The sequence below is a fragment of the Leptospira semungkisensis genome (assembly GCF_004770055.1).
GTDB lineage: Bacteria > Spirochaetota > Leptospiria > Leptospirales > Leptospiraceae > Leptospira_B > Leptospira_B semungkisensis.
The window spans coordinates 157634-181393 of sequence record NZ_RQEP01000010.1 but is presented as its reverse complement, the minus strand read 5'-3'; the positions used below and the strand labels follow the sequence as shown (position 1 = coordinate 181393).

Annotated in this window: 13 protein-coding genes; 11 read left to right on the top strand and 2 right to left on the bottom strand. The window is 43.5% G+C overall.

All coding sequences use genetic code 11. The features are described 5' to 3' along the window. The first annotated feature begins 100 nt into the window (after positions 1 to 100). The 5 genes from EHO59_RS08475 to EHO59_RS08455 all read left to right on the top strand — a co-directional run bounded on the left by EHO59_RS08475 (position 101) and on the right by EHO59_RS08455 (position 8436). Positions 101 to 1585 (top strand): flagellar hook-length control protein FliK, encoded by a 1485-nt coding sequence (locus EHO59_RS08475; RefSeq protein ID WP_135586847.1) that lies wholly within the window; start codon positions 101 to 103, stop codon positions 1583 to 1585. A gap of 10 nt (positions 1586 to 1595) precedes the next feature. After that, positions 1596 to 2309 (top strand): flagellar hook capping FlgD N-terminal domain-containing protein, encoded by a 714-nt coding sequence (locus EHO59_RS08470; RefSeq protein ID WP_135586845.1) that lies wholly within the window; start codon positions 1596 to 1598, stop codon positions 2307 to 2309. Positions 2310 to 2339: 30 nt separating this feature from the next. Further along, the gene (gene flgE, locus EHO59_RS08465) at positions 2340 to 3734 is read left to right on the top strand and encodes a flagellar hook protein FlgE (protein WP_135586843.1); all 1395 of its coding nucleotides are present in this window, start codon (positions 2340 to 2342) and stop codon (positions 3732 to 3734) included. 155 nt (positions 3735 to 3889) lie between these two features. Next, entirely contained in the window at positions 3890 to 6244 is a 2355-nt protein-coding gene (locus tag EHO59_RS08460; protein WP_135586841.1) for a patatin-like phospholipase family protein, read from the top strand. 212 nt (positions 6245 to 6456) lie between these two features. Beyond that, entirely contained in the window at positions 6457 to 8436 is a 1980-nt protein-coding gene (locus tag EHO59_RS08455; protein WP_135586839.1) for an HD family phosphohydrolase, read from the top strand. Between the two features lie 8 nt (positions 8437 to 8444). Here EHO59_RS08455 and murD read toward each other — a convergent pair whose 3' ends face one another. Next, on the bottom strand, positions 8445 to 9794 hold the full coding sequence (murD, locus tag EHO59_RS08450) for a UDP-N-acetylmuramoyl-L-alanine--D-glutamate ligase (RefSeq protein ID WP_135586837.1): 1350 nt from the start codon (positions 9792 to 9794) through the stop codon (positions 8445 to 8447). Between the two features lie 74 nt (positions 9795 to 9868). On the opposite strand from murD, the gene EHO59_RS08445 reads away from it, so the two are divergent. From EHO59_RS08445 to EHO59_RS08420, 6 genes are all read left to right on the top strand, one after another. Beyond that, on the top strand, positions 9869 to 10207 hold the full coding sequence (locus EHO59_RS08445) for an STAS domain-containing protein (protein ID WP_135586835.1): 339 nt from the start codon (positions 9869 to 9871) through the stop codon (positions 10205 to 10207). Positions 10208 to 10210: 3 nt separating this feature from the next. Further along, complete coding sequence (locus EHO59_RS08440) at positions 10211 to 10960, top strand: beta/alpha barrel domain-containing protein (RefSeq protein ID WP_135586833.1); 750 nt, start codon at positions 10211 to 10213, stop codon at positions 10958 to 10960. 167 nt (positions 10961 to 11127) lie between these two features. Beyond that, the gene (locus tag EHO59_RS08435) at positions 11128 to 12195 is read left to right on the top strand and encodes a TMEM43 family protein (protein ID WP_135586831.1); all 1068 of its coding nucleotides are present in this window, start codon (positions 11128 to 11130) and stop codon (positions 12193 to 12195) included. Positions 12196 to 12734: 539 nt separating this feature from the next. Beyond that, positions 12735 to 16496 (top strand): hypothetical protein, encoded by a 3762-nt coding sequence (locus EHO59_RS08430; protein ID WP_210413051.1) that lies wholly within the window; start codon positions 12735 to 12737, stop codon positions 16494 to 16496. Between the two features lie 37 nt (positions 16497 to 16533). Then, a complete protein-coding gene (locus tag EHO59_RS08425; protein ID WP_135586827.1) occupies positions 16534 to 19674 on the top strand; it encodes an Ig-like domain-containing domain in 3141 nt (1046 codons plus the stop codon). Positions 19675 to 19922: 248 nt separating this feature from the next. Next, the gene (locus EHO59_RS08420; protein ID WP_135587298.1) at positions 19923 to 23018 is read left to right on the top strand and encodes an Ig-like domain-containing domain; all 3096 of its coding nucleotides are present in this window, start codon (positions 19923 to 19925) and stop codon (positions 23016 to 23018) included. On the opposite strand, the gene EHO59_RS08415 is transcribed toward EHO59_RS08420, so the two are convergent. Continuing rightward, positions 23015 to 23758 carry a FecR family protein gene (locus EHO59_RS08415; protein WP_210413058.1) on the bottom strand — a complete coding sequence of 248 codons (744 nt, stop codon included), beginning with the start codon at positions 23756 to 23758 and terminating at the stop codon, positions 23015 to 23017. The genes EHO59_RS08420 and EHO59_RS08415 overlap by 4 nt on opposite strands. Positions 23759 to 23760 lie beyond the last annotated feature (2 nt).

Sequence of the window (23760 nt, the reverse complement as noted above, 5' to 3'; positions counted from 1 at the left end):
TAAAATTAGAGACATAATCCCGAAAGGGAAGAAGATAATTTTATAAAGTCATCAAGGAATTCCGGCATATTTCGATCCTTAATACTGCAAGGGGCGAGCTATGCAGATAAGAACGGAAGGACCAACCAGAGAAGAAGGGTATACAATCCCTACGGAGCCCAAGCCATCCGTTTTATCCGAGAAAACGAGCGCTCCTTCTACAAGCTTCATGGACCTCATGAAGTCCATTCAACTTCGCTCCCAAAAAGTCTTGGAAGAAGGACAGAGATCAAGTGAGCCTGTCTCTGAAAATATTTCCCGAGAAGAAATAGAAGATAGAGAACTCTTCGAAGAAGAGGAGATCGATACGGAGGAGTCGGCCGAGAAGCCTGTCGATGGAGAAGATTCCAAACTAGTACGACTCTTTGAAAAGAAATCCAAAGAAGAAGTGAGCGAGGAGTCGGAAGAAGGCTTTGATCCTGAAATGGAGATCGAAGAGGAAGAATGGGACTCTCCATTCATTAACCAGATGAGTGCGTTTATCGCAAATCTGGAATCTAAGCAGGATAAGGATACCGAGATCCATCCTGCCAACAAAGAAGAAACTTTATCATTCAAAAAGATCTCCAAGCAAACTAAAGAAGAAGCTCAAGTGCAGCAAGCAGTTCTGGAGAAAGAAGAATCTGTATCTTCTTCTCGTCCGACCGGCAAGGAAGAAGAGAAACGCGCCGGCAAAGAGATAAAAAGAACTTCCGAAAAGGAAAGTCTCGAAGAAGGCTTAAAAAGCCTGGAAGAGGTCCGAAAGCTCTCCAAGCCTGCTAACGAAGAAAAGATCCTAACCGTATTAAAAGATTCTCATAAAGAAAATTTCATCCCCGAGTCCGAGAACTGGAAGATCACTCGAGACAAGAAACAGGAATCTCTGTCTGCTATCTCTAAGAACCAAGCAAAGATCTCTTCTGCAGAAGATGCTTCTAACAAATCCGATTCTTCCGGAAAGGGTTCTCAGAACCAAGACTTCTCTCAGAGACAGGGAAACGAAACTACACTGACCTTATTGAAAGCAGGATTAGGAGTGCAGGAGAACAAGGACGTATCCGCGTCGTCGTCTTCTTCTAAGGCAAAGACGAATTCTCCCATAATGGATCGTTCTCAGATGAAGGAGAACTTTCAGAGACTGGTCCAATCAGCAAAATTGAATATAGTCGAGAACGGAAGATCGGAAGCTACTCTCCGATTGAATCCGAAAGAGCTTGGACGAGTTTCTCTTCGCATCAGCGTAGAAGACGATAAGGTACAGGGCAAGATCTTAGTCGAGTCCGACCAAGTTCGTAAGCTTTTTACCGGGGACTTAGAGCAACTTAAGAAAGATTTCAAAGACCAAGGTCTTCAATTGGAATCGTTGATCGTAGAAGTAGAGGATTCTTTTCAATATTCTTGGGGAGAGGGCAATTCTTCCGCTAAGAATTTCGACGAGGCTTTCGGAGAACAATCCTCCGCAATCTCCTCTTCTACTCTTTCCGAAGAAGTTTCCGAGTTAGACTCTACAGAAATTTCAGAATTCGCCGACAAGAATACAGACAGACGCTTAAACATTTTGGTTTAAGGAGAAGAAGATGCCTGACGCAAACGCAGTTTCAAGCGAAGCAACACGTAGCCGTTATCTCGAAGGAGACAGAAGTTACGATTTAAGGAAGCATTTTGATAAATTGGAGAAGGAAGAAAAAAGCGGTCTCCAAGGAATCGAAATCCGTTCCACTGCGAAAGCATTAGGAAAAGATGATTTTCTAAAGTTACTTATTACCCAGCTTTCTTCTCAAGATCCTACCAATCCTGTGAAAGACCAGGACTTCATCGCACAGATGGCTCAGTTCTCCTCTTTGGAGCAGATGAATAATATTTCTCAGGGCATTGGCAAGATGAGCAATCGTCAAAGTTTCTCTCTTGTAGGCAAGGTTATCTCGGGTCCTGATTTCGTGACCGGAGAGAATGTAGTTGGAATGGCGGGAGCCTTATTCTTTGACGGAGAAGGAAAAACTTTCGTAAGAGTGAACGGTAGAACTGTAGAAGTGGATGCAATCACTCTTATCACCGATCCGAGCGCTTTGAACCAGCAAGAAGGACAGACTGCCGCTCCTAAAGGCCCAGCACCTTCTCCTGCAGGAATGGGAACTCAAACCGCTCCGAATCCGCAACAAGGAACATTACAGAACCAGAATGTAGCGGCTCCAGCTTTCTCGGAAGCACCGCAAGAACAGAGTTTTGAAGATACAAGTTCCGGGGCTCCAGGTTGGAATTTCCCGGGCAAACCAAGCGACAGCAATTATTAATTAAACAGAAAATTTCGAGGTATAAGCGCCATGATGAGGTCCCTTTATTCAGGAGTATCCGGTTTAAAAAACCATCAAGTTCGGATGGATGTGATCGGTAACAATATTTCAAACGTGAACACTCACGGTTTTAAAACGGAGCGTGTGACTTTTCAAGACATGATCTCCCAAGAGCTGAGAGGAGCTTCTGAGCCGAAAGAAAATATCGGAGGGGTGAACCCGCAACAAGTGGGTCTCGGAGCCTTGATTGCAGCGATCGATAAGATCATGACCCAAGGTGCTCTTCAAACTACAGGTAAGAATACCGACGTAGCAATGTCCGGAGAAGGATTCTTTATCGTAAAAGATGGGGACAAACAGTTCTATACAAGAGCGGGCGCTTTTAACTTGGATAAGAACGGATATTATGTAAACCCTGCAAACGGGCTTAAGGTCCAAGGTTGGAATTCTCGTTTAGATGATAAAGGGAATAAATACATCAACTCTTCCGCTTCTATCGAAGACATTGTCATTCCAGTATATTCTAAAGAACCTGCAAGAGCGACTTCTAAAGTGGATTTCAGATCCAACTTGAATTCTTCTGTGCAAGCTGTTCCGCCTGACGCGACTCAAGAAGAGATCACTGCAATGATCAATGATCCGGATCCTAAGGCAAGAAGAGGACATGTTACTACAATTAAAGTATTCGATGACCAAGGTGCTGAGAGAGAATTCAAAATGGAATTCTATAAGGTCCGCGATAACACTTGGAAGGCGAGAACCTCTTTAACTGATGCAACTCAACTTTCTGTTGACGTAGCTGCAACTGGTGGACAAAACACTCAACTCCCAGGACTGACTGAGCTTGAGTTCGGATTCACTCCTGACGGTAAGATCGTATATGTTTCCGACGGAACAGATGTGATGAACACCGGTAAATTGAACGCAAAGGTTTCTTTCAAACTTCCTGGAAACCCACAAACTCAAAGCTTCGACCTTTCTTTGGGAGAAGCAGGAATGGTAGACGGGATCACTCAGTTCTCTTCTGATTTCACTACGAAAGCAGTGAAGCAAGACGGATATACTATGGGATATCTTGAGTCTTTCTCCATCGATAATTCAGGAACCGTTACTGGGGTTTACTCTAACGGAATCAAGCAACCTCTCGCAAGAATTGCAACTGCAGTATTCAATAACCCGGCAGGTTTGGACAAAGCTGGAGATACAATGTTCGCTTTCTCGAATAACTCTGGAGAGCCTTTGATCGGAGAGGCTGGCATTGCAGGTAGAGGTAAGATTAACGCAGGTCTATTAGAAATGTCGAATGTGGACCTATCCGATCAGTTTACTGACATGATCGTTACTCAAAGAGGTTTCCAAGCAAACTCGAGAACGATCACTACCACCGACCAGATGCTCCAAGAGGTGTTAGGATTAAAACGTTAATATAATTAACTAAATCTCCTAATCAATTCATCAGTTGCGCCCGTCGGAGAATTCCGCGGGCGTTTTTCTTTTAGAGGTTGATAAAACCCATTTGAGATTGCAGTATTATTTCTTTTTAATAGCCTGTTCCTTAATTTATACCAGAGACTAACGCGGTGAGAGAAAAAAAGAAGAAGACCACAGCAAAGACCAAGCATGAAGGGAAGAATATCCGGTTTGGATCTGTATTCTCGTCCAATCAGGAATTGTTCCGAGATTGGGAGAAGGAGGAAACCGATTCCTTTGCCGGACTTTTCGAGTACAAAACCGTAAGCTCTGGTGCAATTCTCCTTCCTGCCGAAAGGTCTTCCGAGTGGTTCTATTTTCTTTTAGAGGGCAACTGCGAAGAATTTACTAAGGCTTCTTCCGGAGAGGAGTTGATGATCCGTCGACTAGGTCCTAATTCTCATTTTGGAGAAGCGGGATTTTTTCATTGGAAGGAAGGAAAGTTCGGAGTAAGAGCAGAGACCGACTGCAAACTTTTACGAATCAGTTCTAAGCACTGGAAGAAATGGGAAGCAGAACATCCCGAAACTTCTAAGCGTTGGAAGGAAAGATTAGAAACGAAACGATTTTTCAGAATGGCCTCGTATGAGCCGAGCCATAAAGAACTCTTAGCATTTATTTCCAACATAGAGCTGCTCTTTCATATAGATCATAGAAAGATAGGCGAATTACTTCCTTACTTGAGATGGTTGTACGTTCCGGGTGGAGAAAGGCTTATGCTCCAGGGAGAGCCGGGAAATTCACTTTTTGTAATATTATCCGGACGATTTAGATACACTGTTGCGGACGAACAAGGAAATATCACTGGAGAAGGAGAGTTTGCGAAAGGGGATATCATCGGAGAAATGTCCTTACTTACTGGAGAGCCTCGATCCGCTTCCGTATATGCAGTGCGTTCTTCTCAGGTGATCCAGATCTCTCGAAATGGATTTAGAAAGTTTATTTCAGATTCTCCGGAAGCACTCTTTCATGTGACTGAGACAATTGCTAGACGATTGGGACAGAGAAATAAGGAATCCTATCGCTTCAGTAGAAAAGTCCATACGATCGCTTTGGTTCCGGTTACGGAAGGGTTTCCTCTTCGTCATTTTTCTAATGAACTTTCCAAGTCCTTAAAATCGTTCGGTTCTACACTTTCCGTAAACGAAGAGAAACTTTCCAAATCTTTAAAAGAGAAAAAGATATATCAGAAAAACGGAATTCGATTTGGGATACCGGATATCCTTTCTTGGTTCGGAGAATTGGAGAAGGAATATGATAATGTGGTATTCGAAGTGGATCCTTCAGGAGATCCTCTTTGGACCGAAGCGAGTCTTAGACAAGCGGATCGTATCCTTCTACTTACAGAAACGGGGCGACCTATTTTAAAAAACTCTTATTCTTGGAATTTGATCCAAGGAGAGAGCCTGAGCGAAACCATGAAAGAATCCTTAGTATATTTAGAGGATTCTTTTACTCGTTGGGAAGAATTAGAGACACTCCTTCACGAATTGCCCGGCCAAAAACTGATCTTGAGAAAGAACAGAGCCGGAGAATTCGATCGGATCGCAAGAAGATTGGAAGGTAAATCCGTCGGGATCGCGCTTGCAGGAGGAGGTGCCAAGGGCTTTGCGCATTTAGGATTTCTTAGGTCTCTTTCGGAAGCCGGTGTCCCGATCGATATTATCGGAGGAACAAGTGCCGGTTCCATCATGGCGGGATTATTCGCTATGGGTTATGGATTCGATGAATGCATTCGTTTGATCAAAGAGGTTTGGATAGAAGCAAAACTTACCAGAGACTATACTCTTCCTTTTGTTTCTATTTTGAGAGGAGCGAGATATTCCAAAGCAATCAAAGAATTTTTCGGAAATAGAAAGATAGAAACATTATGGATCCCATTCTTAGCAGTTGCCTGCGATCTTACGAATTCCAAACCTAAGGTATTCGAGGAAGGAGAAGTTTGGAAGGCGATTCGTGCGAGTACTTCCATTCCTGGTATCTTTCCTCCTTTTTATTCCGACGGTTCCTTGTATGTTGACGGAGGACTTTGGGACAATCTTCCCGGCACCTTGGTGAGAAGAAAGGGAGCCGATGTACTTTTCTCCGTAGATTTGGGAGCAGGTTCCCAGCCGAACAAGGACCAAACCTACGGACAACTTGTAGAGTCCAGATTTCCGGGAGAAGCGCCTTCTGCCTTAAAGCTTTTAGGAAATCAGTTTATGAAAAAGGAACAAAGGTATTCCTATCCGCATATCGGAGAATTGTTCATGAGATCCATGTTATTGTCTAGTCGAAACAACCTTATAAAAACCAAGGAGAATTCGGATATATTCGTAGAATTGCCTGTTAGAGATTTTTCTACATTCGACTGGGATGAATACAAAACATTGTACGAGTTAGGCTACGAGCATTCTCAGAAATTCGTGAAGGATTGGGCCAAAATCATTAAGGACAAAGTATATTCCGAAAAAAGGAAGAATTAGGAGGATCCATCTAGTTCAATATCTCTAATTTAAAATAAATCTATATGATAGAATTTGAGTTTAGATTCGTCTTATGTGAAATTAAGGATCTCAAATGGATCTTGAGGTTTCTTTTATTTTAAACCAAACGCACGTTTTTCGGCAGTGAAGAGGCAGGAAAGACGTAAAAAACTCCTTTTCATGATTTGGAAAGGAGTCCAGGATGGATCGGAATGGAATCCAAGTTTCAGCAATATATCGTAACGGATTCCAAGACCCTTGGGCTGAGACTCTCCATTCTTAAGAACAGGATGGTGCCTGAACTCCTGACCTTGGAAGAATTCTTCGAGTCCACTTCCATCAGAGACACTCCTCAATTCGTAAACATCGTATTCTATATTTCGAGTGCGGGTCTCGAAGCAGAACATAAGAAAATTCGAGAACAACTCAAGATGAACCCACTCATTTTAGGTAGGTTCCTGCTGAACGCAGACTTAGGTTATGAGGGCTATAAGAATACCGAGATCGAAGACGATCTGATTTTCGGATTACTGCCGGATATTACAAGCGATCTACATATTTGTAAGGCTCTTGCAAATGCGTTTCTAAATCTACAGATGATTACGGATCAATTTGATCTATTACATAAAATTAATACTGCAAAATATGAGATCAATCGTCTGACTCGAATAGGTATTAGTCTTGCGAATGAGAAAGATTTCGATAAACTCTTGAGAGAGATCCTTTATAGCGCGAGAGAGATCTGCAATGCAGATTCAGGCTCTCTCTATTTGGTGGAACAGGACGATATCGGTTTCGTAAAAAATCTCAGGTTTAAGATCTCTGCTTTGAGCATAGATACAGAAGAATTCATTCTTCCTATCAATAAGTCCAGTATTGCCGGCTACGTCGCCGAAACCGGAAAGGTTTTGAATATTCCGGATGTTTATAATCTTCCGAATTCCTCCGAGTTTTCTTTCAATCGCAACTTTGATATTCTTTCCACTTATCATACCAAGTCTATGCTCGTAGTCCCGATGAAGGGCCATAGAGGAGATGTGGTAGGAGTACTTCAGCTCATCAATCGAAAGAGAAATTTTAGTCAAAAGCTGACAGTAGAACAGATGAAGGGTGAGGAGATCCAACCTTTCGACGATTATTCCGCTCAGTTAGTTCTTGGAGTGGCGGGACAGGCTGCAGTTGCCATCCAAAATAATTATCTGTTACGAGAGATAGAGACCTTATTCGAAGGATTTGTTACAGCATCCGTAAATGCGATCGAAGCAAGGGACCCTACCACGAGTGGTCACTCTTTCCGAGTTGCCCAACTCACAGTCGGCTTAGCGGAGACTTTAGACTCTGTGAGCGATGGAAAATACAGAGATACAAAATTCAGTAAGGAACAAATAAAAGAAATTCGTTACGCTTCTCTTCTTCATGATTTTGGAAAAGTAGGCGTGAGAGAAAAAGTCTTAGTCAAGGCCAAGAAACTCGAGGATTTGGAAATCGATCTGATCGATTGGAGATTTCGCTATTTACGAAAGGATTTCGAATCCAAATTAAATATCAGAAAAATAGAATATTTAAAGAAGCACGGTTCCTTGGGCTATTCGGAGTTTGAAAAGGCTATCGAATTCGAATATGCAGAAGAATGTAAGCGCTTGAATTCTATGTTCCAAATCATCGCCCAGAGCAACGAGCCTTCTATTTTAGAGGAAGCGAATTCTCAGTTTCTAGAAGATATTGCAAAGATGCAATACGTTACGACAGAAGGGGAGAGTGTGGAGCTAATCTCTCCTTATGAATTCAGTTTCTTGACGATCAGAAAAGGTTCTTTGGACTTCGATGAGAGAAAGGAAATCGAATCTCATGTGGAGCATACATTTCAGTTCTTAAGCAAGATCCCATGGACGAACGATTTGAAAATGGTCCCGAGCATTGCGCATGCACACCACGAAAAATTAAATGGGACAGGATATCCTAGAGGACTGGCCGGAGAAGATATACCAGTTCAATCCAGGATCATGACGATTGCGGATATATTCGATGCTCTCACAGACCAGGATCGTCCATATAAGAAGGCAGTTCCTTTAGATAGAGCCTTGGATATTTTAGAAATGGAAGCAAAAGAAAATCATTTAGACAAGGATCTTCTCAATGTCTTTATAGAGGCTAGAGTCTGGGAAAGACTCAATCATACTCAAATTAAATAATTCTAATATTAGGGCTCTTCTTTGGCCCAGGCCCCAACCAATCTTAAGAAATGATCCCCTCTCTCTTCGAAATTTTTGTATAGATCGAAGCTCGCACAAGCTGGGGAGAAGACTACGGAAGATACTCTTGCCCTTCCGGAACGAACTGCAGTTTTGATCTGAGAAAAGCCTTCTTCTAAATTTTCGGCCAAGATCAAATGAGAGCCTAAGATGGGAGAGATTTCGGACGCCCACTTTTCTCTTGCCTCTCCGATCAACAAAACCCAGCCAATTCCGGAGGAAAGGAATTCTTTTAAAGGCTCTAAAGGCTCTGCTTTGGGCCTTCCTCCCAGGATTAAGAAGGTGCCTTTCTTATCTCTCCAAGTACTTAGTCCGGCGAGCATACTGTGCAGGTTTGTGGATTTGGAATCGTTTATAAAGGAGATCCCTGCTGCCTTCCCCGCATTTTGAAAGCGATGAGGAAGACCTTGGAAGGTTCCGATCAATTTTTGGATATTTTCGGATTTTGCTCCAATGGCTTCCGCCGCCAGAATAGATGCCGCGAGGTTCTCCAGGTTATGTCCTCCCGGAAGAGGAAAGGAAGAAACATTATACTTTGCCTTATTGGTTTGTATGCTTTGGTGTTCGTCCAAAATCTGAGCGTCGTTCCCTTCTTCTCTCCCGAAGGTGAGAATGCTGCATCGCCAATCGAATCTTTGGATCCTTTCTTTAAATAATTTTGAACTAGTTACCAATGTATGTTTCGGATTTCGTGAATCCACGATCCTCGCCTTGGCGGCGAAATAATTGTCCAGAGACTTATGCCTTTCTAAATGATCGGAGGCCAGATTTAATATTACAGATACATTAAGTTCTAAAGGTCCAGAATCTTCCAACTGATAGCTTGAGAGTTCAAGAACGGTAAGCGGGATCGGCTTCAGACAGAAATCACTGAACGCGAGTCCTATATTTCCTCCGGCAGTCGCTCCCGGAAAATCGTTCGAAGCCAAATGACAAGTTAAAGAAGTCGTTGTGGACTTTCCATCAGTCCCGGTGACTCCAATGAGTCTTCCGGAGTAGAACGCTCTTGCCAATTCCACTTCGGAAACGATAGGGATTGCGAGAGCTTCTGCTTGTACTAAAATAGAATGAGTGGGAGAAATTCCTGGGCTCTTCACTATTAGAGAAAGAGGAAGTAGATCAGAGAGAGGAATATCTTCTCGAACATACTCTACTGACGAATCGGAGATCGGTTCCGAGTTACATAGAACAGGAATCGCCTGTCTTTCTTTCAAGAGTCGGAGAGCTGCCTTGCCGGAAACTCCCCCTCCTAGAACCAGGACTCTTTGGCCTAACAGGGAAGTCGGAAAATTCTTCATCGTGGGGAACTTGGTTGACAGGCTATTTTTCGCACCGAGAATTGTCTCTAATTTATCTCTAAGGGTAGGTTCCTTTGCTGGATCACAAGGTGCAGGACGGAGTTCTCATAGTTTACCTCAAGGGACGTTTGGACGTCTCTATCGCCAATGAGGTGGAAGAAAATCTGAACGATCTAATTGATAACCAAGGACATACTAAGGTTATTTTGAATATGCAGGATGTGGATTATATGTCTTCGTCCGGTTTTAGAGCCTGTATTTCCACGCTGAGGAAGTTAAATGCAAAAGAAGGTGGGTTGAAAATTTGCGGGATCAAGCCTGCGGTCAAAAGAATTTTTGACGTAATCGAACTCACCTCTCTATTCGACATTCGCGAAACGGAAGAAGAAGCTCTAAAAACCTTTCGTTCCTGACTGATGGCTTTACATCGGGTTCTACAAGAAATCGTAGAGACAAAAAAGAAAGAGATCGAATCGATCCCGGAGTATACTCCAGTTCCTTATCGCGGGATCGGCTTATGGCAATCTCTGCGATCCAGAAAATTTTCCATTATAGCCGAATGTAAAAAACAAAGTCCTTCTTCCGGAGTGATCCGAGAGGAGTTTGATCCGCTTTCCATCGCCAAGACCTACTCTGAATGCGGTGCCTCGGCAATTTCAGTGCTTACCGACAAACAATACTTTGGTGGGGATCTTTCTCATCTTCGCGAAATATCTTCTTCTCTACAGATCCCTATATTAAGAAAAGATTTCATACTGGATCGAAAGCAAATTCTGGAAGCGAGAGAATTCGGAGCTGCCGCAATTCTTCTGATCGTTCGCATACTTACCCCAGAAAAACTCGCTGAGTTGATCCGTGAGGCCAGAAGCTTGAATATGGATGTCTTGACCGAGATCCATACGGAAGAAGAGGCCGAGATCGCTAGTAAAGCCGGTGCCAATATTGTGGGAGTGAATACCAGAGACTTGGATGATTTCACCATTCACAAGGATCTTGTTTCTAAGGTGGCGGGCAAACTCTCTCCGAATATAGTGAAAGTAGGGGAGTCTGGAGTGAAGAGCAAGGCCGATCTAGACGAGTTTCGTCCTCATGTGGATGCGGCACTCGTTGGTACTTATTTCATGGAAAAGCAAGATATCCGTAAGGCCTGGCTGGAGTTATTCTAGCCCCGAGCGGAATCCATTTCTCCGCTACTCTAAAATTCTTCTAACCTTCTTCTGTGGGAACTGTTGCCGACTTTCCCCCTCAAATCTTTGGAAAAAAATTATTGCTCCTTTCCTTGTTGAGCCTATAAAATGCCCTTTCGTCTTTCAAGGCAATCGGAGGGAAGAACATGGCATTTGAAGATTCGGGAGAAGGCGGAGGCATACTCGGTTCCATTGGTGAATCGATTAAGGGAATTCTTGCAGGAGTAGCTTTATTTCCTGCCTCTTTATTTTTGATCTACCAAGTGGAGACTTGCGAGCAAGCGGGAGCAGCATTGAAGGGAGCCGTTCCTGCCGCGCAAGCGCAAGCAGGGCTCGCATCCTATGTAACTGGAAAATTATCTGCGAATTCTCTTGGAGGAGAATTCGTAAAACCAGGCAAATATATTTCCTACAGTCAATCCTCCGAGGTATATGCTTGGGAAGAGACAAGCAAAGAGGACTCGAATAAGAAAAAGACCTATGACTGCAAACTGGACTGGGTCTCTTCTCCTAAGAATCCTCGCGACTTTAAATCTTCTCAATGTAAATCCAAACAGTATCACAGAAGCACGGTAGAAGACAAAGATTCCTATGCTTCCGATGCTAGGATCAAGGGAGAAGAAGGAAAGACCTACACAGTTCATCTAGGCGAAGTCGATTTTACTTCGGAAGTAGGTTCCATTGTTCCTGAAGCTGGGCAGTTGAGCAGAGGCACAGTAGAAGATGGATATCTTTACTTATCCGAAAAATGCGCTCGCGACACTGTCGAAGGATGTGAAAGGATTAGTGTGAGCGTTGTCCCAATCCCAGAAGAGAATATGACCTTTGTGGGATCCGTAAGTGGAGCTTCTGTGGGAAAATTCACAAGCAAAGAAGGGAATAAATTCTTAAACGCTTCTGTAGGGGATTATCTTACCACGATGAAGGATATCCAAAGTGACGACAATGTGCAGAAATGGGTGATGAGAGGGGTTTGTTTCGTTGTTATGTGGGTAAGTTTCATTCTTCTCTTGGGACCACTCATGTCATTACTCAGTTTTATTCCTTTTGTAGGAGAATTTGGAAAGGCAGCCCTTTCTATTTTCTTAGGGATTATAGCTTTCCTGATTACCGGGATCACTATTTTACTCGTTAAATTCTGGTATATTTGGCTGATTTTGGGGCTCGCCGCGATCGGATACGCGATCTATAAGAGAAAAGCAGCGACCGCGTAAATTAGATCAAAAAGCGGAGTTTTAAAAAGGCCGGGGACTTGTTTCCCGGCTTTTTTGTAGATTGATAAAGTATTAAATAATTTGAATGTTATAAAACACCGATTAGAACTCGTTCCGAACGATTGTTCAAAACTTGTCGGTAAATTATTTCTTAAGTGTATATTTACATTTTCTTTACGAAAATGAAGCAAGGTTATTGTCAATAAATATTTGACTAAAATGCCCTTCTGACCCGTTTCTTCTCCCCTCTGAAAATTCACTGAATGGGTTAAAAATGACCATTTTTACGAGAAATAAGAGACGTATAAGAGATTAAAAAATAACGATCGTTATCTTTATTTTAGAGAATTATGGTGAAAAAAAGCCTTGTCTAGTCCGTTATAATATGTACCAGTATAGCGAATGATACAACATTAGAACGATCGATATAAAAAAAGATTGAAGGTTTTTCTGAACTGGTGTATAAAAAAAGGCCGGCCGGGTAGAAAAACATAACATTCGTTCTAAAAAGCGAATCAAAGCCCAGCGAGGTTTTAGGGATGAAGATGCTGCCAATAGGAGAAAAAGCTCGGGGAACTACGCTCTACCGAGATTTTAAGAAATTTATAATTTTCATTTCTCTTATATTGTCATTATTCGGCGCTTGTTCTCATGCCGGTACTGACACTAGCGGAGTAGCACAATTCTCGGATAATACCGACGATTATACAGGCGTTTCTCTATTTACTTTCTTAAATCCTTATCCAGTGGTGAAGAGCTTTTTCACCGGTTTGGACCCTGTTTCCTTCAATGCTGCCTTGGGAGACTCCTTATCCGAAGCTCCTAGATTGGACAATTTAGGCACAATTCGCGCTGTTGAAGCGGCTATGCTGCAAAGCCGTACTGCTCTACAAACTCTTTCCTTGGGCCTTGCTGACCTGATTGAAAAGTTTCAAACTTCAAATCCTACCGCATATTCGGACATGCAGCCCGTCTTTGAGAAGATCCGTAAATACGATCATCCGGTGATGAGAAATCTGATCCCTTTAAGCGCGAATCAATTGCTGATCGAATACAATACGAATTCGACGAATCAGATCACTACTTCTATTCACGATACTGCGGATATTCTTATCGATCCTGGTACGATCGATAACCTGCATGATATAGAGGATTTTTTATTCAAATCCTTGAAGTTGAACGCAAACTTCCGCACTGGTATGGAGGATCTCCTTGGAGGTTTCTTTGCTCCTTCTCTTCTTACGGATCGATCCTTAAAGAACGGATTTATCTCCATTATCTATGATTTGGGAGAGATGATGTATAAGGCCGCAGGTTTTGCGGACGAACTTACTCCTCAGACTTCTTTCAAACAATTCATTATTCATGCAGAGAATTTCTTCACTGTGAATTCTGCAGGAGAACCTACTCCAAACGAATACTCTACGAATGCTGCTTATAATTCTCCGGGAGGTACCTTACATCCTGCGGAGTTGGAGACAATGCTTCGGGACTTGTTCGGAGTCATTAAGGCTCTCATCTTCCCCGCTGGAGAAGTTACTGTAAACGTACTGAAGGAAACTGCTAAGAACGCATACACCTTGGACTTCATGAGAAATTCTACAGGTTCAAGCCAGACTTTCCGGGATCTTCTTCAATTGGATGGTGATGGTAAGAATCGCCAAACCGATATAGATAGTCGCCCTGTTTCTTCTTTAGAGAGCTTATTTATTGTTCTTACTCTTGCGAATAATTACGGTTTTAGATGGAATCCGACTGGAACTCAGACCCAAAACAACGCTTTGACTGACACTGGTTCAGTAACCACAGGCGGAGAGCTGACCTTGGGAGATGCAATGTTCAGCATGGGCTCCATCATCGGTTCCTCCGATAATTTCAATTTTAAGAATATTACAGAAAACAGTAGGACCGGTGGTGCTACCGGAAACACGAAAGTCTTTAGAGATGAAACTCCTGATACTGGGCCTGCCAGTGCGGATGTGTATCGCATCGGATTCAATACAAGAGTACTTTCTATTCTCGAGGCTCCTTCTAGAGGTGTGACTCTTCCGATTACGGATACTTCTACTGGTACTGCAGCTATGAATGAGTCTCAATTTGATAAGGTATACAACAAGACGATCCCTTGGATGTTGGATTGGATTGTAAAGGTAACCTTAGAAGGATACGGTCCTTATTATAGCCAGAAAGACTCTGGTGGAAATCCGATTGCGCCTAACGGTAATCTTCTGCAATACCAACCGACCTGGAAAACTTCTCAGTATTATATCCAAGTAATTCCACGCACTGGTATGACTGCTGCAGATCGACTCGCATGTGATCCGAATCCGAATGGAACTGCAGTTACAAATGCCGCTACTGCTATCGAAACAGAATGTAGGATCTATCTTGGCGGTCTTCAAGAAGGAGCGACCAATCCTGCGACTGTGAATCCTGGAGCGACTAAGGGAATGTACAGTATTCCCGAAACCATTTCTGCTCCGATCCAAGTCTCCACTGCAGAAGAAGCATTCTATCGCAATTTACAATGGCTCATGTATGAGAAACGTTTCGTAGCGATTCTTCCTGTGAGAGCGAAATTGGCTGCGACTGTTACTTACGAAGAAGCTTTGTTCATTACCGCGATCGGGAACGGGATCTTAGGAATGATGAATCTTTCTCCTAACTGCGGTCCTACCGAAGACAATTGTACTAATTATAACGGTTATTGGCAGAAGAAAGGAACTCCGATCAAAACTTTCTCCGGAACCCAGAATGGTCCTTGGGAAGTTATGGGATCTGATTTTCAGGATATATCCAATGTTCCGGGTGACGCAGTCTTTTTTATGGAAGGATGGGGTTACGGGCTGGCGGGTGATGAATCCTTCCAAGTGACTGCAGTGTATTCTGCGTTATTCCCTCTTTTGATTCCGGATCCGACAACTGCTTACGGAATGATTCCTCCTACGATCTCTCAAAACGCAGGTGTAATCAAGCAACTTGGGTTCTTGGGAACCACAGATGTTCCTTCTGCGAATGCAACCCCTTCTGATACGAATTGGAATAATAGAAATCGTCTGACTCCGTTTATCGTGGCCTTAGCTAAAGCTCTTGGTGATGACGCTAAGACTCCTGCGAACCGCGCAGCAGGCAATAACCCATACAAGGTTTTCACAAATCTTGCTGAGATATTTAGCAGACCTTACTTATTCTATGGACCGGATACGACTTCAGTTACCGGGAATAATTTGCCTGCGACTCCTTCTTTCAATCAGATCCGTACTGTGGGTATTTCCTCTGGTATTAGAAACGGAGCGGCAACTCCTGTAGAGTATAAGCCTTCTAAAAATTATAGATCTCTACTAAGTGTCTTGATTGAAGGGAATGCCCTGGATGGAAGCGGCACAGAGACGAACGACCGTAATCGTATGACGGACGGTCCTTTAGATCTATTAAGTAAAACTGATATTCTTTCCGGACTAATCACCTTTACAACCAATCTTGGAGATCCGAACAAAACGGACGCGAGAGACCTGATCATGAACGGTCTCCAATTCATTTTGGGAGAGACTAAGCTTTGGTCCGATTGTGGAGGGCAGGCGAATTTTTATACGAATTGCCCGAACCAATTCTCTATAGACGTAGCCTTCGATTGGTTGACCGTTCGGATCGCAGATAATTACGACGCTATGCCTCGTAACAATCTATACGATCCTGCCTGGGGTAAGATAGACACTTTAGTAAAGAGGATGAGAGATTATATTTCTCAATCTTCCGGTTGGTCTCTAGTACGTTCTCTGGACTTCTTGTTGGACCTTTTATTGGATATTCAGATCACCGCGACGGATGTTACCAATACATTAGATCTACTTTCTTCTCTTTTGTATAAGGATGATCCTGCGCCTCCAGGTTATGTGAGAACATACACTATTTCTGATATTCTTACTACAAGCCTTCCTCCTGTGTTGGATGCTATGGCTCCTTATGGAAAGAATCTGTATGCGACCGGTTATCAAATGGGTAAGTCTGGCGGTTTCTTCAGTTACTTGGAGAATCACGCATACATGGCTCCTCACTATTCCGTGTCTGATCTATTCGATAATACTAAAGTTCTCTTACGATCCAATATGATCCAGACTCCTTTTATGGACAATAGAGCCTTCCTCTATTCTGCAGGCACCTTGATCGGGCTTTTCGGAGATATTTACGAGAAAGGTCGTCGTTTCTCAGGAGAAGACGCCTTCTTCTATGACAATTGGAATGATAACCAACCTACGTCGACCTATTGGGACGACTTGAATGCGATATTCTCTTTAAGATGAAAAAGATAGAAATAAGAAACAGGAAGATCTGATAGAAATGTTTATTATAAAAAATCTGGTGAGATCCTTACTTGCAATTTTTGTTATGCTCGCAACCTTGATCGGTTGCGGCGGAACGAAGGGCGGTAGTCTTTCGGACTCTATCTTTGCATCCCTGGGGATTGCAGTGGGAGGCGGGGGAAGTATGCCTACTAGCGCTTCCCTTACTCCATACAAGGATACAGATCAGCCTGCAGTTCTACCTGTAGATTTCGGAACTGCTGGTCCTCAGGCATTATTGAATCTGGCTTCTCTATCCCAAGTAGATCGTTATAAAAGTTTGGAAGTAGTCTTCTCTGAACCGATGACACAAGCCTCCGTATCTGCGGATTTTTCTTTGCAAGAACAAACTGGCCCTAGTACTTTCGCTGCTCTTCCTGGACCTGTTTCTCAAAAAGGAGGAGTCTTTTATTGGAAATCCGGCGGAAGATTGATCTTCGATCCATATAGAGAGTTAAAGCCTAATACTACTTACCAATTGACTCTGACTGCTGCCTCCCAAGCTTTAGAAGGGGGAAATCTTCAGCCGTATACAGTCCAGTTTACCACCGAACCAGATTATCTAGTCACTGCTAGTTTGAATGGAACTGCGGTAGGACCAGCTAATAGTTCTAAGGATCTTACGTATGCGGATGCGACTCCTGGAACGATAGCGATGAATTTGAACGCGAGCTTCTCTAATCCGGTAAGTGGCGCGAATCAAATCATAACTATTAAATTGAAGCATTTGAATTCTACACAAGAGTATGTGATCTGTTCCGCTTCTCCTTGTGATATGACTGCTCCTCTTGCTTCTTCTTTAAATCTAAATTCATTTAGTGGATCAACTTTGGGATTGAAACCGTACCAAGGAGGAAACTCTTATTGGTTCGAGATCACTACTGCAAATGGAAAAGTATTTACTCGCAGCTTTGGTTTTAATTACGGAAAAGTAAATTCCTCTCCGTATGGATTGGTAGCAAGTGCTTCGGCAGCGGTATTTGATCAGGCTCAAACTTTGAATCTTTTCGCTAAGATCTTGGAGAAATTCGTGCATGCGGATTACAAGATCAACTCCAAGACATTTAACGATTATGCAGGAGCTCCTACCACTAGTAGTCTTGGTCCTCTTCAAGATCCAAACGGGGATGGAAACACTTCCGATAGACGTTGTATCGATTTCTGGTCCATCACTGCTAACGATTTCCCGATCACTGTAAATTATATCCAGTCTTATGGCGACATGGCCGGACAATATGGAAACGGGTATTGCGGAGCAACTGGCAATCCGGGAGCGTTCGCGATCACTGCAAGTTTCGCAGGAAATCTTCCCATGTATTTGGATACGTATTTGACAAGCGTAAGTGTTCCTGCTCTGGCTCCGGACAGTACCGCCAATGTGACCGACTCGATCTATGTGCAGGCTGACGGTGTTCTGGGAATAGATCTGAACGGAAAGAGAGCAGTAGTAGGCCTTGTTCCTGTCGGTTATTCTCATGACTGTACTGGGCTTGCATGTTTATTAGGAAACGGTGATACATACGCGTTCTCTACAACGGCGACTCTGAATAATAGCTCTCCTTATACATCTAGATTAGCTCGAGCTAAATCAACGGCTACATTCGATAGTTCAGGAAATATCGCGATCACTATCAATAGCCCTTATACTCCGTCGGATACGATCACTCAGAACTTCTACGTTTCAGAATGGACCAATAACCTAACTGTTGCGGGTGTAACTCTTCTTGCTGCGACTGACGATCTTGGTTCTTGGCTTTCTTCCGTTACTGAAAGTGTTGCAAACGGCGCGGTTCCACAGGCAACACCTTATATCACTCAAAGTATGCTAAGAGACTTTATTCAAAGGATCTCGGTTGCAGCGATGAATGCAGTGCTTGTATCTTTGAATAATCCAGGTCTGGACATCACTCTACCGGATTATCTTCCTGCTCCTTTGAGTAGCTTTCCTCTTTCTCTTAGATTGATGGCTCAGAATGACGCTGTCGTAAAATCGGATGGAACGAACAAAGGGATTCTGACTTCTGCCAGCGTCTCCTTGGTTGCTAAGAATCCTCTGGCTGCGAGTGATCCGAATTATCATGGTCATCAGTTGGCAACGGGATTTGTAAGCACTAAGCCTGCGGCAGCGGCTACTCCTCCTAAGAGTTATGCGTTTGCGAATAGCAATGCAAATCCTGGACTTCTTCTTACCCTGACTGCCGACACCGTTACCCAAGCTGCATACAGCCTCTGGCAGAATGGTGCTTTGAATTTGAGAATTAACAAGGCATTCATCAATACTATCGAGGCATACGCTGGAACTGACCCTCTCTTCCAGTTGACCCAAGAATTGGTGCAAGTGGGAACTCTTTTGAATATTCTTGCTCCGGGCAGATCTACTTTGGTGGGCTTAAATCCTAGTGATCCTACAAAGCTGGTTACGAACGTAAGTGCTACTGACGAAGTAGATATCGATGTATATGCGATCCATGCTCCGAATGGCGAGTTCAAGTTTGTGGGAAGTGCGGCTCAATTGCCAACTCTTGTAGTGAACTTTACGGATCTTGAATTAAGGATCTATGGAAGAAGACCAAACGGAACTCAGATCGGATATCCGGTGCTTAGCTCTCTCACTTGTTCTTCTGCAGCGGCAGATAGTGCGGCAAATTCTTGTCGTTATCTATTGAATACCGTGAGAGTCAGCATTAAGGGAGACGGTTCTTTTAACTTCATTCCTTTTACAAATCCTGATCCGACCAATAAGCCTCAATACAACAATCTGAATGCTCTTAGTCTCGTGATCAAAAAGGATCAGGCAAGCATGTCCTACACTCTGGACATTTTGGAAGGAAGCCAATACAATCCTTTCGGTTTGGATCCGAACGGGATCTTCCAAGTAGTGGATCCTTTGATCCGCTCTTTGATCATTCCGTTGGTAAACAACGTATTGCGTCAGGTGCCTCTGCCTCAGAACCTTCCTTTGGCGGCAATCACTCATCCGACGAATGGTACTCCTTGTGCTCTTTCGTCTACTACGGATAAATTGAAATTGATTACGATCCCTGTTCCTACTTCTCAGCCTTACCCTTATCTGTTTGGCGGATTGCAGTTCCAGGGAACGGCTGCTTCGAATCCGGGGCTCGCGATCTCTTGTCCTTAATTGAATGATGAAAATATAAATTATAAAATAGTGAAGTATCAGAATGAGGAGCAATTTATAGAAAGAAGAGGATAGGGAAATATAACGATCTGTATCAGTTTTCTCCTAAAATTGAAAATAACCTTTAAGGGCTCATTCCTTCTACTTAAGGGAAGGTGGGCCTGAGGTTGAAAAAGACGATCCGACGGGATTGTCTGCTTCAGCCGAATTGCATACGAATGATACATATAGAACTGGAGAGAGAAAAGATGAAGATCGGATTGGGTTTTTCAAATAGTTTTGCGCGGAAATGGACTGTTCTTACGGCAGGTCTGACCGCTCTACTTATATTTTCTGGATGCGGCGGAACCCAGAAGGGGGGAAGCATGCTCGACTCCTTCTTCTCCTCTATTGGGATCCCTGTAGATACAGGTGGAAAAGTTCCAGGCACTTCTAATCAAATCACTTATACTGAGACAGATACTCCTGTTCAGCTCCCGGTTGATTTCGGTACTACCGGTCCTCAAGCAATTCTGAATCTTGCAAACGTTTCCCAAGTGGATCGTTATAAGAGCTTAGAGATCGTCTTCTCCGAGCCCATGGTTACTTCTACAGTCCAGGCTGACTTTGTTTTGACGGAGCAGAGTGGTACCGCTTTGCCTGGACCTTCTGGAAACAAGGGAGGTGTTTTCTATTGGAAATCCGGCGGTAGATTGCTTTTCGATCCATACAGAGAATTGAAATCCAATACAACTTATAAGCTCACTCTCACCAGCGCATCCAAAGGATTAGAAGGAGGAAATCTCCAACCATATACGGTTACATTTACGACCGAGCCCGATTATTTAATCAATATGACTTTAAATGGAACCGCTGTGGGTCCTGGAAACAGTGCGAAGGACTTAACATACGCAGACGCTTCTCCAGGCACAATCGCTTTGAACTTAAATGCTAGTTTCTCGAATCCGGTGAATCCCAATCAGATCCAATCCGTGAAGCTTCAACATTTAAATTCTAATACGGTCTATAACATCTGCAGTGCTCCTTGTGATATGACAGCTCCACTCGCTTCTTCTATGAATTTGAATGCTTTTAGCGGAGCGAACATAGGATTGAAACCATTTCAAGGCGGAAATGCTTACGAATTCCTGATCGCTACAGCAGACGGAAAAGTATTCCGCAGAAGTTTCGGTTTTAATTACGGTAAAGTAAATACGACTCCTTATGCGTTGATCAGCAAGGGGGCCGCCACAGTTTTTGATGAAGCTCAGACTTTGAAATTATTCAGCGGTCTTTTGGAAAGGTTAGCTCATAACGACTTCAAGATCGGCGGAAAAACTCTATCAGATTATTCTAATACTCCTACTTCGGGAACCAAGAGAAGTTCCTACTGCATCAATTATAGCGATGCAAACATCACTTATATCCGTAGTTACGGCGATGCAACCGATTACGATTCTTCTGCAACTTATGGAGACGGTTACTGTGGTGCCTCCGGAGCGAATCCAGGAGCATTCGTGCAGAACGGATGTTTTACATTCATCTTCAGTTTCTGCTCCGACTTCGATATCGACGTTTATATTACGAGCGTCAATATGCCTCCTACTTCGGGAAGTTCGAATAACCTGAACGGAGGACTGAAGGCGACCGCGAACGGCGAGCTCACCGCTCAGTTAAACGGTAAGACTGCGATCATCAATCTTGCTATGGTCGCTCGGAATAGAAGTTCTTTAGCTACGGTTTCCGCCGGTAATTATTTCTATTTTACTGCGACTGCAGAATTGAATTATAATTTGAGCACCAAGCCTTCTCGTCTTACGCAAGCAAAGACGAATTCAAGTGTGGACTCAACCGGTAGTTTTGTGATCCAGATCAAGACTCCGTACACTCCTACCGATCCAGTCACAGGGAATTTTTATACTTCCGAATGGTCCGGAAATTTGACCGTTTACAATATGAATCAGGTCGCTTCTACGGACTGGTTGGCGGACCTGATCACTTCCATAGGAACCGGTATCGCGAGTCAGATGACTGCTTCCTTAACACCTAAGATTACTCAGGTTATGTTAAGAGACGTCTTTCAAAATATTCTTCCGAGTACTCTGAATGCAGTGGTTCTTTCTTTGAACAATCCAGGTTTGGATGTGATCCTTCCGAATTATCTTCCTGCTCCTCTGAGTAATTTCCCGCTCAGTCTGAAACTAAAAGCTCAGACAGATGCAGCAGTTAAAGTAAGCGGTTCGAATAAAGGAGTGGTCTCTTCTGCGGATGTGGGTCTTGTAGCTAAGAGCCCACTGGCCACCTCTGATCCGAATTATCACGGTCATTTGCTTTCGAATGGATTCGTGAGTACTAGGCCTATTCCGACAACGGATCCTTTGACTAGCACTTTCGCTTTCTCTAAGAGCGCTGCAAATCCAGGGCTCCTTCTTACGTTAACCGCTGATACGGTTACTCAGGCGGCGTATAGCTTATGGCAGAACGGAGCCTTGAATTTACGCATCAATAAGACTTTTATCGATACGATAGAAGCGTATGCAGGAACCGATCCTCTCTTTCAGCTAACCCAAGAATTAGTAAAAGTAGGGACCCTCTTGAATATTCTTGCTCCGGGTAGATCCACTCTTGTAGGTTTGAATCCATCCAACCAGAGTCAGTTGGTGCAGAATGTGAGTGCTACGGATGATGTGGATATAGATGTATATGCGATCCATGCCCCGAATGGAGAATTTAAATTTGCGGGCGCGAGTGCAATTCCTACGTTAGTCGTGAACTTTACAGATCTAGAATTAAGGATCTATGGAAGAAGGCCTAATGGAACGAATAACGGAGTAGCTACATGTTCCTCAGCTGCGGCGGACAGTGCTTCCAACTCTTGTCGCTATCTTTTGAATACGGTCCGAGTGAGTATTAAGGGTGATGGGAATTTTAATTTTGTTCCTTTCGTGAATCCGGATCCTACGAACCTTCCACAGTACAATAACTTAAACGCGATGAGCTTGGTAATCAATAAGGATGAGGCGAGTATGTCTTACTTCCTGGATATCATGGAAGGCTTGCAGTACAATCCGTTCGGTTTGGATCCTAAGGGAATTTTCCAAGTAGTGGATCCTTTGATCCGGTCCTTGATTATACCGCTGGTGAATAACGTGTTACGTCAGGTTCCTCTTCCTCAATCCTTGAATCTGGCAGCTATCACTCATCCGACTAAGGGAACGGTTTGTAATCTTCCGTCCACAACGGACAAGTTGAGGCTGATCACTGTTCCGATCCCGAATACGGAACCTTATCCGTATCTGTTCGGAGGATTGCAATTCCAAGGAACCTGGGCGGCCAACCCTGTGACCACCATCGTTTGTCCTTAAGGAACTTTACTGCCTCCGTAAGTCTCGTCGCTTGGAACCGAATCGTCCGGCGTCCAGCCTTGCGGAGTGTGGCAAGAAAGACAGTTCTTTAAAGAAATGTTTTTCTTCATCAGGTCCTTGAAAGGAGGCATGGACTTGAACTTCACGATAATTCCTTCGTAGGTACTTCTCTTAGGCTCTCCTCCATCTCCAGGATAATAGCCTCCGTTCCCTTTTTCTTGGAGAGTGCCGTCTTTAGGATCTCCGGAACCGTTCATGAGCACCTTACCTTCGCAAGTACAAAAGGAAGAGTCCTTGGTTCTCGCATCATGAAAAGCGGAGAATGCGGTCCCTCTCACACCTGCAGTAGTAGTAGGAGTGCCTACCTCGAATTTCTTGCCTTTCAAGTTTACCAATTGGAACCAAGCAAATCCGCTGAGGACTTCTAGTTTTCCGTTTTGATTCTCATTGTAAAGAGTAGCGATTCTTAATTTAGTATTCGGTAATATTTTAAATTCCGATCCTCTATACAAGAGAGTTGTCTTGGAGGCATTCCCAGTGGAGATTATATCTCCCGAGGAGGCTGTATCTCCTTTTTGTAAAGTAGCCCAAGGACCCTTGCCGGATCTTTGGATCTGCACTTTGCCGATTAGAAAAGAAACTCTTGCGTCTTTTTCGGAGGATTCTTGGCTGATTAAGACCAATGAACCCAGGGATAAAACCAGAGTTAAGATCATCCATATTCTTAGTTTCATACTTATCT